Genomic DNA, 14,733 nt, shown 5'->3' on the forward strand with positions numbered 1-14,733 from the left:
GCGCGCCGGCTGCGCCGCTACTGAATCACGACATGCGCGACGCCGTGCTGCAGGATGCCGAGCGCCCGCGCCGCCGTGGTCGACACGTCGATGATGCGTCCGCGGATGAACGGGCCGCGGTCATTGACGCGGCAGCGGATCGATCGCCCGCGATAGGAGACGGTGAGCATGGTTCCGAATGCCCTGTGGCGATGCGCGCAGGTCATCTCGCCGTTCCTGCCGATGCCACGATAATAGGACGCAAGGCCGCTCTCCGCGTTTGCCGCACAAGAGGCAAACAGGAGTATGGCCGCCGACGTTGCTGCGGTCTTCATGGATTGCCTGCCGGGTCGAGCCCCGCGAGGGAACGCGGTTCCGCGGTTCCGGTTCCGCGTTCGGCCCCGGCAGATCGAAATTTGTAGCTCGCTCCCCCTACCCAGCGGGGCGCGCCGCCAAATGCCGAAAAACAACCCCATGCAAAGTAGCCGGTGACGGCCGGCGCTCGACCGGGCCAGCGTTCGACCAGGCGCTTGACACGTCGGGCAACTCACCGTTATTCTTCCAATATTCCGAAATCATGGAGGCGCCCGCGGCTGCGCGGGACGAGCCTGGGCATGATGAGTTATGCGACCCGGCCGGTAGCCATATGCAATAGCCCTGCCGGACGACGCCTACTTCGCGGCGAGATCGATCAAGGCGATGCCGAGATCGGGCCGTTTGGTGCGACGTAGCCTGGTCGGCACTTCCGTGAGCACCACCTCCAGGGTCGGCCGCACGTGACCTGCAAGCAGGTGACCGCCGCGCGTCGACCCGTCGGACAATCCGAGCACGATATGAATGTGAAGGCTGGCCTTGCCGTCGTCGCCGGTGGCGACGTCGCCGACGGCGCTCAGCACCTCGCACTGCTCATTGACCTCGATCTTGCGGTAGGTCTTTGACGCGAAATCGAACCAGCCGACGGTCGCCCGCGCGAACGCCCCGATCGCGGTCAGCGACGCCGCCGACAGCTTTTCATCGTTGGCGAATTTCGTCAGCGCGGCAAACGCCTCCTCGCCGCTGTCGAGCACGACGACATGGACCTGCGCGCCGGGCGCATCGGATACCAGCCTGCTTTTCATGGACCGCCTCGATTCTGAAAGCCAGTGTTAGGCTCTCAATCTGAGGCGGCGTGGATTGTTCCTGATCGACTCGACTCGCTCCGAACGACGGCTTGTTCAGGCGGCTTCGACGCTGTCGGTCGCAAGCAAGGTCCGGACATCCCGCGCGGGAACCGGCCTGCTGAACAGATAGCCCTGCATCTGGGTGCAGCCGAGCATCTGCACGGTGTCGCGCTGCTGGTCGGTCTCGACGCCTTCGGCGGTCGTGATCATGTTGCGGTCGGCGGCGATCGAGACCACCGCGCGGATGATCGAGGCCGAGCCGGAGTTGCGGGTCACTTCCTTGACGAAGCTCCGGTCGATCTTGATCTTGTCGAACGGGAAGCGCTGCAGATATTGCAACGACGAGTAGCCGGTTCCGAAATCGTCGAGCGCGATGTGGACGCCGAGCGCGCGAAGCTGGCCGAGCGTGACCAGCGCCGCATCGTCATCGGCGATCAGCACCGCCTCGGTGATCTCGAGCTCGAGCCGGCGCGGGTCGAGCCCGCTCTCGGCGAGCGCGCTCGCGACCTTCAGCGACAGCGTCTCCGACTTGAACTGCACCGGCGAAACGTTGACCGCAACCCGCACATGCGCCGGCCACGCCGCCGCCTCGATGCACGCGGTGCGCAGCACCCACTGTCCGATGTCCTCGATCAGGCCGGTTTCCTCGGCAACCGGCACGAACTCCGCCGGCGAGATCATGCCGCGCACCGGATGGCGCCAGCGCAGCAGCGCTTCGCAGCCGGTCACCTCGTCGCTGCGCAGATCGACCAGCGGCTGGTAGTGCAGCTCGAAGCCGCCCTCGGCCAGCGCGGTGCGCAGATCGGCCTCCAGCTCGCGGCGCAGATTGGCCTGGGCTTCCATCGCCGGATCGAAGAAGCGATAGGTCCGGCGGCCGGCGGCCTTCGCCGCGTACATCGCAAGGTCGGCGCATTTGAGCAGGCCGAACAGGTCAGCGCCGTGGCGCGGCGCGATCGCGATCCCGATGCTGGCATCGCCCGACAGCCGATGGCCGTGGCAGTCGAACGCCGCGCGCAGCGACTGATAGATCCGCGCGACCAGTCCATTGACGTCGTCATCCGAGGCGATGTCGTGCTGCACGATCGCGAACTCGTCGCCGCCGAGGCGCGCGATGAAGTCGTTCGGCCCGACCGACCGGCGCAGCTTCTCGGCCACGCTGCGCAGGAATTCGTCGCCGACCAGATGGCCGAGCGTGTCATTGATGCGCTTGAACTCGTCGATATCGATGTAGAGGATCGCGAATTCGCGTGCGGCGGGCTCGAGCAGCAGCCCTTCCGCATGGCGCTGGAACAGCATCCGGTTCGGCAGATTGGTCAGCGCATCGTAATGCGCGAGATACTCGATCTTGGCCTGGGCGCGCCGGCCTTCGGTGACGTCCTCGAGCGTGGTGGCCCAGCCGCCGTCGGGCGAACGCTTGTAGATCAGGCGGATGTTGCGGCCGTCGGGCGTCGCGATCACCAAGTCCTGGACCTCGGCATTGTCAGGACTGGTGAAACGGGCGCAGTAGTCGTCGACGTCGCCGACAAAGGTGCCGGTCGCCTGTCGGTGCAGGACCAACTCGCGCAGGTGGCAACCGGGCCTTGCGATCTCCGGCGAGATACCGAACATCTCGATATATTGCTGATTGCAGATCACCAGCCGCCCCGAGGCGTCGAACAGCAGCAGGCCCTGCGTCATGGTGTTGATGGCGGTGTCGAGATGCTGGCTCTTCTCGGACAGCCGGCGCCGCGCCGCCTCGTGCTGGCGCTGCAGCTGGCGCACGATCAGGAAGATCGTGACGACGACGATCAGCACCGCGAGCACCGCGGCGCAGAACTGCAGCTTGGTCTGGGCGCGCCAGTCCTCCAGCGCGGTGGACGTCCGGGTCGTCGCCAGGATCAGGATCGGAAAATGCGACAGCGACCGGACCGCCCCGACATTCTCCTCGCCCGACGTGCCGGCGAAGCGGCCCGACGTGTTGCCGCCGAGGCTCAGGACCTTGCGGAACAGCGGCTGATTGATGATGTTGCGGCCGACCACGCTGGTATCCTGCGGATAGCGCGCGATAATGGTGCCGTCGCGGTGAATCATCGAGATCACGGTGTCGCCGTGCAGCGCCAGCGACGCCACGAAATCCTCGAAATGACTGGGCTCGACGCCGCGGCTGGCGAAGCCGATGATCTCGCCGTTACGGCCGGTGATCCTGCGGGCGAAGATCGTGGTCCAGTTGCCGGTCACCTTGCTCATCGCCGGCTCGACGATGACCGGCGACGTCGGCCTGCCCGAGGTGAATTCCTGATAGTAGCGCCGGTCGGCGATATTGATGTCGGGCACCGGCCACATCTCGGACGAGTTGATCAGCCAGCCCTTGGCGTTGAAGACGTTGAGCCCGCCGACATGCGGCAGGGCCGCAAGGCGGGTGCGCAGCATCTCGTGCGCGCTGAGCAGCGACATCGTCTTTTCGAACTGATCGGCGGTGTCGACCTGACCGGCCTGCAGGTAACTCACGATATCGTCGTGGACGTGCTGGAGATCGCTGAGCTGCTGGTCAAAATGCCGCGACAGCAACAGCGCGGTGTTGTTGAGCTCGCGCTCGGACATCTCCAGCGCGCGCTCGCGAAACTGCAATGCAAGGTAGCCGGTGCCGAGCGTGATGGCGAGCACCAGCAGCGCGGCGCTCAGCACGAGCCACTGGATGGCGCCCATCCGCGTGGGGCGCAGCAAACCCTTGATCGACAGCCACCGGTTTTCCGGCGTCACGCTGCACGTTGAACCAACTGACATTTTTCTGCCCCTGCGGGTGCCCTTGTACGGGAACACAACCCAAGGGGTCGTTAGGAAAATCAGTTATCGGGCAGTTAAGACGATTGCGGCCGGCGCGGCAATGCTCGGTCAGGAGGCCGCCGCTTGCGTCGCGGGTGCTGCGCCGGCCTCTCTCAGGCTGCACTCGATCAGCGCGCCGTCGATGGTGAATTTCGAGAATGGCGACAGCGGCGTAGCGGCCTGGAGCGGCGCGAAGAATTGCGAGTCGCCGGGGCTCTTCAGGAAGAAGCGGATGTGGTTCGCCGACAGCGCATCCCGCGAGAGCCAGATGATCCCGGAAAACAACGCCACAAGGATCTGCGCGTATTCGCTGGTATCGGCAAGGCCGAGATCATAGATCGGCGACACGTTGACGAACCGCACGTTCAAGGCCGGCGTTGGATATTTGCTCATCAACAGGCGCCTGACCTGGCAGACCGCGTGGACGCGCTCACCATCAGCCAGATAGTACAGACCCTGATTGTCGCCTTCCCTGGCGGTCAGCGCATCGAACGCCGCGATGCCGCCGAAGCTGGCGAAATCCTCGCCGACGCCTTCAGCGTCCTTCTTCCATCGTGCCTTGATGTTTCTCCAGGACCGTTCGGGGTCCTTGATTGGCAGAAGCCGCATGGTTAACCGGAGGTTCGCGCGGGGCAGGATCACGACGACATTATGTCGGAGGCATTAAGCCTTTGCTTACGGCGGTAGCCGGGTGCGTTGTTTGTGTGGGCACAGTCGGAGCGATTGAAGAGCCAGATTCCGGCGAGCATGTTCAAACGTAACGACGATGAGGATTCGGAGGGACTGGGCCACGCGATGGACGCACTGACGCTGTTCGGATTGTTCGCGGTGACGCTGATGCTGGTCTGCTATGCGGCCGAAGATCGCAGCCCGTGGTTCATCCTGGTGTTCGCCGTCGCCTGCGCGCTCGGCTCGGCCTACGGGTTCCTGCAGGGCGCCTGGCCGTTCGGCCTCGTCGAGGCGGTCTGGGCTGTGGTCGCCGCGCGCAGATTGTGGCTGCGCCGCGCTGCCGAGCCCGCGTAACGTTATAGTATTCGCGGCGAATCTGTCGCGGGCGCGAGCTTGAACGGGTGCGGATGCGGCGCTAACTAGGGCGCATGGAGACGTCATCAGCCACGATTCGATCTTCCCTGCGCGGGACGCGCCGCTGGCGCAGCCTGCTCGCGGGATTGATTTCGTTTGCGCTGGTGCTGTCCTTCTTCCACGGCTGGACCTTCGACGGCGATGACGATGCGGCTCCTGCCATCGCCATCGCGCAATCGATCAACGACACCGGCGGCAAGGCCCCGGCGCATCCGGCCGCGCTCCACGGCGATCATTGCCTGACGCACGTTGCCTCCGTCGCGCCGCTCGAGGCCGCATTCCCCGTCGCGTATTCGCTGCACGCCTATGGCGACGCCAGCATGTACCTGCCGGGCTCGGCCGACCGCCTCTCTCCGTTCAAACCACCACGCGCCTGATCCGGTCGGCATGACCGGCCGCGTCTCGCTGCCCTCGGGCCGCGAGCCGGATTCCGCACAGATCGATCTTGCGACAGCGCGAGCCCTTAGGCCTGCGCTGCGGAGAGGCGCAGATGAAACGGATTGTTCTATTTTTCGCCGGTGTCGCCGCCGGCATCGGATTGGTTGTTCTGGCGGCCGGATCGATCGGCTGGCCGGTCACGCTGCCGGCTGCACGGCAGGACGCCGCGACCACCGGCTCGCAACCCAAGGCCAGGCACGAAGCGCCCGGACATATTGAGTTGGCCGACGACCAGGTGCGCGACGCCGGCATCACGCTTGCAAAGGCAAACGGCGGCATGCTGAAGCGGCATTTCCTCGCGCCGGGGTCGCTGATCCCCGACGCCGATCATATCGGCCGCGTCTCGGTGCGCGTGCAGGCGACGGTCACCGAACTGCGCAAGCGTCTCGGCGACAGTGTCGAGAAGGGCGAGATCGTCGCCGCGATCGAGAGCCGCGAGGTGGCCGATGCCAAAAGCGGCTATCTCGCCGCGCTCTTGACCAACGATTTGCAGCAGACGCTCTACGTCAGGCAGAAGACGCTGGTCGAAAGCCGCACCGTGTCGGAGAACGAGTTCCTGCGCACGCGCCTCTCCGCAAACGACGCCCAGATCAAGCTCGACGGCGCGCGGCAAAAACTGTTTGCGCTGGGGCTTTCCGAAAGCGAGATCGCCGACCTGCCGAACCAGCCGCCGGAAAGCCTGCGCACCCAGTTCCTGCGGGCGCCGATCTCGGGGCGGGTCTCGGAGCGGCGCGTCGATCTCGGCGGCCTGATCGGCCGCGAGGGCCAGGAGAGCGAGCTCTACGTCATCGTCAATCTCGACGACATCTGGGTCGACCTCGCGGTCTCGCCCGAGGACATCGGCGCGGTCCGCGAAGGCGTCTCGGTCAAGATCCGCGCCATCGGCACCGAGGATGAAGCCGGCGCGGACGTGATCTTCGTCAGCCCCCTGCTCGACCGCGAGACCCGCAACGCGCGCGTGATCGCGACCCTGCCCAACAAGGAGCACCGCTGGAAGCCCGGCACCTTCGTCACCGCTGAGGTGCCGCTCGCCGGCGCGCCATCGAAGGTGATCGTGTCGAAGAAGGCGCTGCAGACCATCAAGGGCACGCCGACGGTGTTCGTGCGCGACGCCGACGGCTTTGAGGCGAGGTCCGTGCGCACCGGCCGCGAGGACGACGACGATATCGAGATCGTGGCCGGCCTCGCCGCCGGCGAGACCATCGCCGTGCAAAACACTTTTACGCTGAAGGCCGAGCTCGAGAAGGACGAGGCGGAGCACAGCCATGATTGAGCGCATCATCGCTTTCGCGATCCAGCGCCGCTGGGTCGTCCTCACCCTCGGCGCCATCGTGATGCTGCTCGGCGGCGTCGCGCTGACAAAACTGCCGATCGACGCGGTGCCCGACATCACCAACAAGCAGGTGCAGATCAACACCACGGCGCCGGCGCTGTCGCCGGCGGAGATCGAGAAGCAGATCACCTTCCCGATCGAAACCGCGCTGGCGGGCGCGCCGGGGCTGGAGAGCACGCGGTCACTCTCCCGCAACGGCTTCTCGCAGATCACTGCCGTGTTCAGCGAAGGCACCGACATCTATTTTGCGCGTCAGCAGGTCGGCGAGCGGCTGACCGAGGTCCGCGCGCGCCTGCCGCAGGGCATCGAGCCGCGGATCGGCCCGACCTCGACCGGGCTCGGCGAAATCTACATGTGGACCGTCCACTTCTCGGGCCGGCCGGTGCAGGCCGATGGCGCGCCGGGCCTGCAGAGTGACGGCCGCTTCCTCACCGCCGATGGGCAGGTCCTGCACAGCGAGGTCGAGAAGGACGCCTATCTGCGCACGGTGCAGGACTGGATCATCAAGCCGCAGATCAAGATGGTGCCCGGCGTCGCCGGCGTCGATTCGATCGGTGGCTATCTGAAGCAGTATCAGGTGCATCCCGACGCGGCCAAGCTGATCGCGCTCGGCCTCACCTTCGCCGACGTCGCCAAGGCGATCGAAAGCAACAATGTCAGCCGCGGTGCCCGCTATATCGAGCGCAACGGCGAAGGCTTTGTGGTGCGGTCCGGCGGCCGCCTCGAGACCATGGATGAGCTCGGCGCCGTCGTCGTCACCACGCGCGGCGGCGTACCGGTGCGCATCCGCGACCTCGCAACCGTGTCGATCGGCGGCGAGACCCGCACCGGCAGCGCCAGCGAGAACGGCCGCGAGGTCGTGGTCGGCACCGCGCTGATGCTGATCGGCGCCAACAGCCGCACGGTGTCGTCGGCGGTCGACGCCAAGCTGCGCGCGATTGCGCCGTCCCTGCCGGCCGGCGTCGAGGTCACGACGGTGCTCGATCGCACCCAGCTGGTCGATGCGACCATCGGCACAGTGGCGCGCAACCTCTCTGAAGGCGCGCTGCTGGTGATCGCGGTGCTGTTCCTGCTGCTCGGCAATTTTCGCGCGGCATTGATCACGGCCCTGGTGATCCCGATCGCCATGCTGATGACGGCGATCGGGATGTGGCAGGGCCGGATCAGCGCCAACCTGATGAGCCTCGGCGCGCTGGATTTCGGCCTGATCGTCGACGGCGCCGTCATCATCACCGAGAACAGCCTGCGTCACCTCGCCGAGAGGCAGCAGGCGCTCGGCCGCGTCCTCGCCCGCGACGAACGGCTGGCCACAGTGCGCGCCTCCGCGGTCGAGATGGTGCAACCGAGCCTCTACGGCCAGGCCATCATCCTTTTGGTCTATGTGCCGCTGCTCACCTTCACCGGCGTCGAAGGCAAGATGTTCGAGCCGATGGCGCTGACCGTGATCCTCGCGCTCGCCGCGGCCTTCGTGCTGTCGCTGACGCTGGTTCCTGCGCTGATCGCAATCGCCATCACCGGCCGCGTGCAGGAGCAGGAGAACCGTCTCGTCGCCGCGCTGAAGCGTTGGTACAGCCCGTTGCTGCGGCGGTCCGTGGCAACACCCGTGCCGGTCATTGCCGTGGCGGTCGTGCTGTTCGCAACCGCCCTGTTCGGCTTCTCGCGCCTCGGCCAGGAGTTCATCCCTTCGCTCGACGAGAAGAACATCGCGATGCACGCGCTCAGAATTCCGAGCACGGCGCTGTCGCAGTCGCAGGCGATGCAGCTGTCGGTCGAGAAGACCGTCAGCCGTTTTCCGCAGGTGTCGTTCGTGTTCTCCAAGACCGGCACCGCGGAGGTGGCGAGCGATCCGATGCCGCCGAACGCCTCCGACACCTTCATCATCCTCAAGCCGCGCGAGCAGTGGCCGGATCCGTCGATGACCAAGGAGCGGCTGATCGAGGACATTGCGAAGGCGGTCCGGCGATTGCCCGGCAACGTCTATGAATTCACCCAGCCGATCCAGATGCGCTTCAACGAGCTGCTCGCCGGCGTGCGCGGCGACATCGCCGTCAAAGTGTTCGGCGACGAGTTCGAGCCGATGCAGAAGGCGGCGAACCAGATTGCGGCCGTGCTGCGCAGCGTGCGCGGCGCGACCGACGTCAAGGTCGAGCAGGCCGGCGGTCTGCCGGTGCTCGAGATCAAGGTCGACAAGGCGGCGATCGCCCGGCGCGGCCTCAGCGTCTCCGCGGTGCAGGACGTGATCGGCGCCGCGGTCGGCGGCCAGGACGCCGGCGTCGTCTATGAGGGCGACCGCAGCTTTGACATCGTGGTGCGGCTGCCGGAGAGCGTGCGCTCCGATCTGGAGGCGCTGAGCAATCTGCCGGTCGCGCTGCCGAAGGCGACGCCGAGCTCGCCGGTGCAGAGCCTGCCGCTGAATCGTGTGGCGCAGTTCTCCTTCACCGAGGGGCCGAACCAGATCAGCCGCGAGAACGGCAAGCGCCGCATCGTGGTGACCGCCAATGTCCGCGGCCGCGATCTCGGCTCGGTGGTCGAGGAAGCCCAGGCCAAGGTGGCGCAAGGCGTCAAGCTGCCGCCCGGCTACTGGATGACCTGGGGCGGCCAGTCCGAGAACCTCGCGGCGGCGCGCCAGCGCCTTGCGATCGTGGTGCCGGCCTGTTTTGCGATGATCTTCCTGTTGCTGCTGTCGGCGATGGGCTCGGCGCGCGACGCGCTTTTGGTGTTCAGCGCGGTGCCGCTGGCGCTCACCGGCGGCATTGCCGCGCTGTGGCTGCGCGGCATGCCGTTCTCGATCTCCGCCGCGGTCGGGTTCATCGCGCTGTCGGGCGTTGCGGTGCTGAACGGGCTCGTGATGCTGAGCTACGTTCGCCAGCTGCGCGAGCGCGGTGTGCCCATGCTAGGAGCGATCGAGCAAGGCGCCCTCACCCGCTTCCGCCCGGTGGTGATGACGGCGCTGGTCGCCTCGCTCGGCTTCGTGCCGATGGCGTTTGCCACCGGCACCGGCGCCGAGGTGCAGAAACCGCTCGCCACCGTCGTGATCGGCGGCCTGATCAGCGCGACGCTGCTGACGCTCGCCGTGCTGCCTGCGCTGTATGCGCGGTACGGCCATGCCGGCCGCGCCGCGCGCAATGAGAAAACGGCGATTCAGCCCGCCGAATGAGGGTTTTGCGCCGGTGCTTCGTTGGAAAAACTAAACTGTTGTCGCAGCGTGAGGACGCTGTAACAATTCTGTCATATGGCAAAACTAAACGAAGATCGGCGGCGATCTGCCGCGGGCTTGATCAGGGGGAATCAACAGATGCGTCGTGCCATTACATTGTTGTCCGCGAGCATGATCGCGCTTTCTGCGAGCGCCGCGTCGGCGCAAAATGCAAAACCCCGCAACCTCATCCTGTTCGTGCCGGACGGCCTGCGCGGCGGCATCGTGACGGCCGAGACGGCGCCGGCGATGGCCGAGATCCGCGACAAGGGCGTCAACTTCAAGAATTCGCATTCGCTGTTCCCGACCTTCACCATGGCGAACAGCTCGGCGCTGTCGACCGGCCATTACCTCGGCGACACCGGCACCTTCTCCAACACGATCTACACCGGCTACACTTCAGTGCCGGCCGGCGACACCGTGGTGCCGTTCATCGAGAACGACGCCGTGCTCGCGGACGTCGACGACCATTTCAACGGCGACTATCTCAACGAGGAGACGCTGCTGAAGATGGCCCGCGGCCAGGGCTTTAGCACCGCCGCCATCGGCAAGGTCGGTCCGACCTTGCTGTTCGACCACACCGATCGCGGCAAGAACACGATCGTGATCGACGATTCCACCGGCGGCAAGACCGGCGTGCCGCTCTCCGACGAGATGAAGGACGCCTTGACCAAGGCCGGCCTGCCGGTCGCCACCCCGAGCCGCGGCGACAACGCCAAGGCCGGCGATGCCAAGACCCCCGGCACCACCGTCGCCAACGTCAACCAGCAGGCCTACATGGCCGATGTCGCGACCAAGGTGGTGCTGCCGATGTTCAAGGCGCGCAACAAGCCGTTCGTGCTGGTGTTCTGGTCGCGCGATCCCGACGGCAGCCAGCACAACACTGGCGACAGCCTCAACGCTGTCACCCCCGGCATCAACGGCCCGACCTCGATGGCCGGCATCAAGAACGCCGACAACAATCTCGCCCAGCTCCGCAAGGCGCTCGGCGAGCTCGGACTCGCCGACAGCACCAACATCATCGTCTCCTCCGACCACGGTTTCTCGACGATCTCGAAGGAGAGCAAGACCAGCCCGTCGGCCAAGATCGCCTACGACGACACGCCGAAGGATTTCCTGCCCATGGGCTTCCTGGCGATCGATCTCGCCAAGGCGCTGAACCTGCCGCTCTACGACCCCAACGACAAGAACGCCAAGGTCGCCGACAACGCCCATCCCAAGGCCGGCAACGGTGTGCTCGGCCAGGACCCGGCCAAGCCCGATGTCGTGATCGCGACCAATGGCGGCTCGGACCTGATCTACCTGCCGAACAAGGACAAGAAGCTCACTGAGCGCATCGTCAAGGCGCTGCTCGAGCAGGACTATGTCAGCGGCCTCTTTGTCGACGACAAGCTCGGCAAGTTCGCCGGCACGCTGCCGATGTCGAACCTCAACCTGAAAGGCAAGGCGGTGACGCCGAACCCGTCGATCGTGGTCAACTTCCGCTCCTGGTCGAGCGGCTGCGAGATCCCGACCAACTGCTCGGTCCAAATCGCCGACACCGTGCTGCGCCAGGGCCAGGGCATGCATGGCAGCTTCAGCCGCGGCGACACTTTCAACTTCACCGCGGCGATCGGCCCCGACTTCAAGTCGGGCTATGTCGACGCGCTGCCGGTCAGCAACGCCGACGTCGGCATGACCGCGGCACAACTGCTCGGCCTGCGCGCGCCGAACAATGGCGGGCTGATCGGCCGGGTGATGTCGGAAGCGCTGCCCAACGGCATCGTGCCGAAGATGGCCGACGGCACCATCTCGTCCAAACCGGCGGCCAACGGCCTGCGCACGGTGCTGAAATTCCAGCGCGTGCTCTCGACCCGCTATTTCGACGTCGCCGGATTCCCAGGACGGACGCTCGGACTCGAGGCCGAGGGCGGCAAACAGAAAACGGCGGGGAAGTGATCCCCGCCGCTCTCGAAAACCCTCAATCGGGATGATGGGCTTTACATCATCCCGATATCGAACACGATGGGCAGCTGCGCCGCCAGCGGCAGCGCCGTTGCGCCGACGAGGGTCGCCACCAGCGCTGCCAGCGCGCGGCCGGCGCGGCGCTTGCCGCGCATCTGGCCGGCGATCCATTCCAAAACCTTGGTGTCGATCTTGGCGCTTTGCGTCGGCGCCCAGCCCTCGATGTCGGTATCCGGCGACAGCGCCACGGTGCGCGGCGGCACCGGCAGCCCGGACTCGGAGGCGGCGTGATGGGCGATCGCCTTGGCGAGCAGGTCGTCGAACCTGCCGTCGTCCGAACGCTCGGCGGCGGCCTCGTTGATCGCGAACAGCGCCTCGATCTCGGCCCGGCTGACCGGCTGATGCTCCACGGCGGTCGCCGTCAGGATGCGCGCGCACCAGGCAGCGTCATCGGCATCGAGCGAGCGGGAGAAATGGATGCGGCCCCTGGTGGTCGGGCCTTCGCCGGTGATGACGCCGTCGCGTACAATGGTCAGCGCATGGGCGGCGGTCTTGCGGCAGGACGGTTGCAACGCACCGCTGAGAAACTCAGCGGTCTTGGTACTTGGGGCAGACATTGTTGGAGCTTTCAATTCCTATTCTGGAGCCAGCTTTTCCATGCGGGCGTAAACGAGTGGTTAATGATTCGGAACTTGCGTTCCGAGATTTTTAGATGGTTGCCGTTTAGTCGCCGTGACCCCTGTCACGGTTCGGTCGTATAACAACCAGGGGCGGCGTGATGGCGGCGATAAGCGGCATTATCTGGGCATGCCCAAGCTTTTCGTGCCGCCGGGGCTATTTCGCCGCACGCGCACGGATCAAAAGAAGGTGTTATGAGTTCCGCCTCTGAGAGAAGAATTTCACCTTTTTCATCAGCTAGTTCACTTGAGCCTTTGCGCGCCGTATACTGGCGTGGACACCTCTAAAACGAATTCATCAGCAACTTCAATGAGATGAGGTAAGATCATGGCACTCCCGATTGGCACCGTCGCACCCGATTTCGAAGCTGAGACCACGGAAGGTAAAATCCGGTTCCATGACTGGATCGGCAACAGCTGGGCCCTCCTGTTCTCCCATCCGAAGGATTTCACCCCGGTCTGCACCACCGAGCTCGGCGCGCTGGCGAAGCTGAAGCCCGAATTCGACAAGCGCGGCGTCAAGCTGATGGGCCTGTCGGTCGATCCGGTCGACCGCCACGCCAAATGGTCCGAGGACATCAAGGAAACCCAGGGTGCCGCGCCGAACTATCCGATGATCGGCGACACCGACTTCAACGTCTCCAAGCTCTACGAGATGCTGCCGGCCTCGACCTCCGGCGATCCCCTCACCCGCACGCCGGCCGACAACCAGACCGTCCGCAACGTGTTCGTGATCGGGCCGGACAAGAAGATCAAGCTGGTGATGGTCTATCCGATGACCACCGGCCGCAATTTCCAGGAGATCCTGCGCTCGATCGACTCGCTGCAGATGACCGCCAAGCACCGCGTCGCCACCCCCGCCGACTGGAAGCAGGGCGAGGACGTGATCATCGCGGGCTCGGTCACCGACGACGAGGCCAAGACGATCTATCCGCAGGGCTGGAAGGCGCCGAAGCCGTATATCCGCATCGTGCCGCAGCCGAAGTGACCGCCCGCGATTGCGCGCAGGGCGCGTGAGCAAGCCTATCCGCGGCGGTTGACCAGCAGCACCGCCGCGGCACAGGCCGCCATACCCATGATCGCGACGGTGTCGAGCCGCTCGTTGAACAGCACATAGGCCATCAGCGCGGTCACCGCCGGCACCAGATAGAACAGGCTCGCGACCGAGGTCGCGGCGTGGTGGCGGATCAGCCAGTACAACAGCCCGATCGAGCCGACCGACAGCGCGAACACCAGCCAGGCCAGCGCCAGCATGAATTCGGCGTTCCAATGCACGACGTTGGTCTCGAACAGCCAGGCGCCGATGCCGAAGAAGATCGTCACCGCGACGTACTGCACGAGATTGCCGGCGCGCCAGTCGATCCGGTTGCAGTAGCGCCGCTGATAGAGCGTGCCGAGCGTGATTGATATCAGCGAGACGATCGAGGCGAGCCAGCCCCACCCGGCCTCGCCGGTCAGCGGCCGATCGTGCAGGATCAGCACGACGCCGGCGAGCCCGAGCACCAAGCCGCCCCATTGCAGCGGCGTGACGCGCTCGCCGAGCCAGCGATTTGCGATCGTCGAGGTCAGGATCGGCTGCAGTCCGGGGATCAGCGCCGACAGCCCGGCCGGAATCGAATGCGCGATCGCAATCGCAGTGCCGCCGAGATAGAAGCCGTGCACCAAAATGCCGGCCACCGCGCTGTGGAAGATGCCGGCGCGGTCCGGCCATGTCGGCCGCGCCGCCGCAGCAATGACCGCCATCACCAGCACCACGAACGCCATCCGGATCGCCAGATAGGTCAGCGGCTCCGCGTTGTTGATGACGTATTTGGTGCCGATGAATCCGGTGCTCCACAGCACGACAAAGATCGCCGGCGCCAGACGAGCGGCAGTTGCCTCAAAGCTCTTGTTCATTTGCGGCCGTCATTGCCCGAAGATGAGGCACTCGGCAATCGCGATTTCAGCAACCTTGCTGCGCGGGTGGTTTGCGCCCAGTGGCGCTGTCAGTCCCGTCATCCTGAGGCGCGAGCTCTTGCGAGCCTCGAAGGATCGACGGCCACCAGCCGGGCCGATTCATCCTTCGAGGCTCGCCGAAGAGGCTCGCACCTCAGGATGACGGGTTGGAATCGCGCAACATGC

Annotated in this window: 12 protein-coding genes; 6 read left to right on the plus strand and 6 right to left on the minus strand. The window is 65.6% G+C overall.

All coding sequences use genetic code 11. The features are described 5' to 3' along the window. Window positions 1-17: 17 nt before the first annotated feature. The 4 genes from XH93_RS24760 to XH93_RS24775 all read right to left on the minus strand — a co-directional run bounded on the left by XH93_RS24760 (window position 18) and on the right by XH93_RS24775 (window position 4,550). Entirely contained in the window at window positions 18-314 is a 297-nt protein-coding gene (locus XH93_RS24760; protein ID WP_139484442.1) for a septal ring lytic transglycosylase RlpA family protein, read from the minus strand. A 336-nt stretch (window positions 315-650) separates the two neighbouring features. Beyond that, window positions 651-1,097: a PPC domain-containing DNA-binding protein gene (locus tag XH93_RS24765; RefSeq protein ID WP_194469496.1), complete on the minus strand. Its 447-nt coding sequence runs from the start codon at window positions 1,095-1,097 to the stop codon at window positions 651-653. A gap of 96 nt (window positions 1,098-1,193) precedes the next feature. Continuing rightward, a complete protein-coding gene (locus tag XH93_RS24770) occupies window positions 1,194-3,902 on the minus strand; it encodes an EAL domain-containing protein (protein WP_194469497.1) in 2,709 nt (902 codons plus the stop codon). 108 nt (window positions 3,903-4,010) lie between these two features. After that, window positions 4,011-4,550, minus strand: a complete 540-nt coding sequence (locus XH93_RS24775) for a hypothetical protein (protein ID WP_194469498.1) — start codon at window positions 4,548-4,550, stop codon at window positions 4,011-4,013. A gap of 186 nt (window positions 4,551-4,736) precedes the next feature. Here XH93_RS24775 and XH93_RS24780 point away from each other — a divergent pair, with 186 nt between their 5' ends. The 5 genes from XH93_RS24780 to XH93_RS24800 all read left to right on the plus strand — a co-directional run bounded on the left by XH93_RS24780 (window position 4,737) and on the right by XH93_RS24800 (window position 11,929). Next, window positions 4,737-4,964, plus strand: coding sequence for a hypothetical protein (locus XH93_RS24780; RefSeq protein WP_194475325.1), 228 nt, complete (start codon window positions 4,737-4,739; stop codon window positions 4,962-4,964). 74 nt (window positions 4,965-5,038) lie between these two features. Next, window positions 5,039-5,401 carry a hypothetical protein gene (locus tag XH93_RS24785; RefSeq protein ID WP_194469499.1) on the plus strand — a complete coding sequence of 121 codons (363 nt, stop codon included), beginning with the start codon at window positions 5,039-5,041 and terminating at the stop codon, window positions 5,399-5,401. A 113-nt stretch (window positions 5,402-5,514) separates the two neighbouring features. Beyond that, window positions 5,515-6,735, plus strand: a complete 1,221-nt coding sequence (locus XH93_RS24790) for an efflux RND transporter periplasmic adaptor subunit (RefSeq protein ID WP_194469500.1) — start codon at window positions 5,515-5,517, stop codon at window positions 6,733-6,735. Continuing rightward, complete coding sequence (locus XH93_RS24795; protein ID WP_194469501.1) at window positions 6,728-9,952, plus strand: efflux RND transporter permease subunit; 3,225 nt, start codon at window positions 6,728-6,730, stop codon at window positions 9,950-9,952. The genes XH93_RS24790 and XH93_RS24795 overlap by 8 nt, the downstream gene beginning before the upstream one ends. A 138-nt stretch (window positions 9,953-10,090) precedes the next feature. Beyond that, the gene (locus tag XH93_RS24800) at window positions 10,091-11,929 is read left to right on the plus strand and encodes an alkaline phosphatase family protein (RefSeq protein WP_194469502.1); all 1,839 of its coding nucleotides are present in this window, start codon (window positions 10,091-10,093) and stop codon (window positions 11,927-11,929) included. Window positions 11,930-11,970: 41 nt separating this feature from the next. Here the strand turns inward: XH93_RS24800 and XH93_RS24805 are convergent, their stop codons facing one another. Continuing rightward, on the minus strand, window positions 11,971-12,552 hold the full coding sequence (locus XH93_RS24805) for a hypothetical protein (protein ID WP_194469503.1): 582 nt from the start codon (window positions 12,550-12,552) through the stop codon (window positions 11,971-11,973). 388 nt (window positions 12,553-12,940) lie between these two features. Between XH93_RS24805 and XH93_RS24810 the strand changes: the two genes are divergently transcribed. Then, window positions 12,941-13,600 carry a peroxiredoxin gene (locus XH93_RS24810; RefSeq protein WP_139484432.1) on the plus strand — a complete coding sequence of 220 codons (660 nt, stop codon included), beginning with the start codon at window positions 12,941-12,943 and terminating at the stop codon, window positions 13,598-13,600. A gap of 35 nt (window positions 13,601-13,635) precedes the next feature. Here the strand turns inward: XH93_RS24810 and XH93_RS24815 are convergent, their stop codons facing one another. Then, window positions 13,636-14,508 carry a DMT family transporter gene (locus XH93_RS24815; protein WP_194469504.1) on the minus strand — a complete coding sequence of 291 codons (873 nt, stop codon included), beginning with the start codon at window positions 14,506-14,508 and terminating at the stop codon, window positions 13,636-13,638. Window positions 14,509-14,733: the final 225 nt, after the last annotated feature.

This window comes from Bradyrhizobium sp. CCBAU 51753 (genome assembly GCF_015291565.1).
Taxonomy (GTDB): domain Bacteria; phylum Pseudomonadota; class Alphaproteobacteria; order Rhizobiales; family Xanthobacteraceae; genus Bradyrhizobium; species Bradyrhizobium ivorense.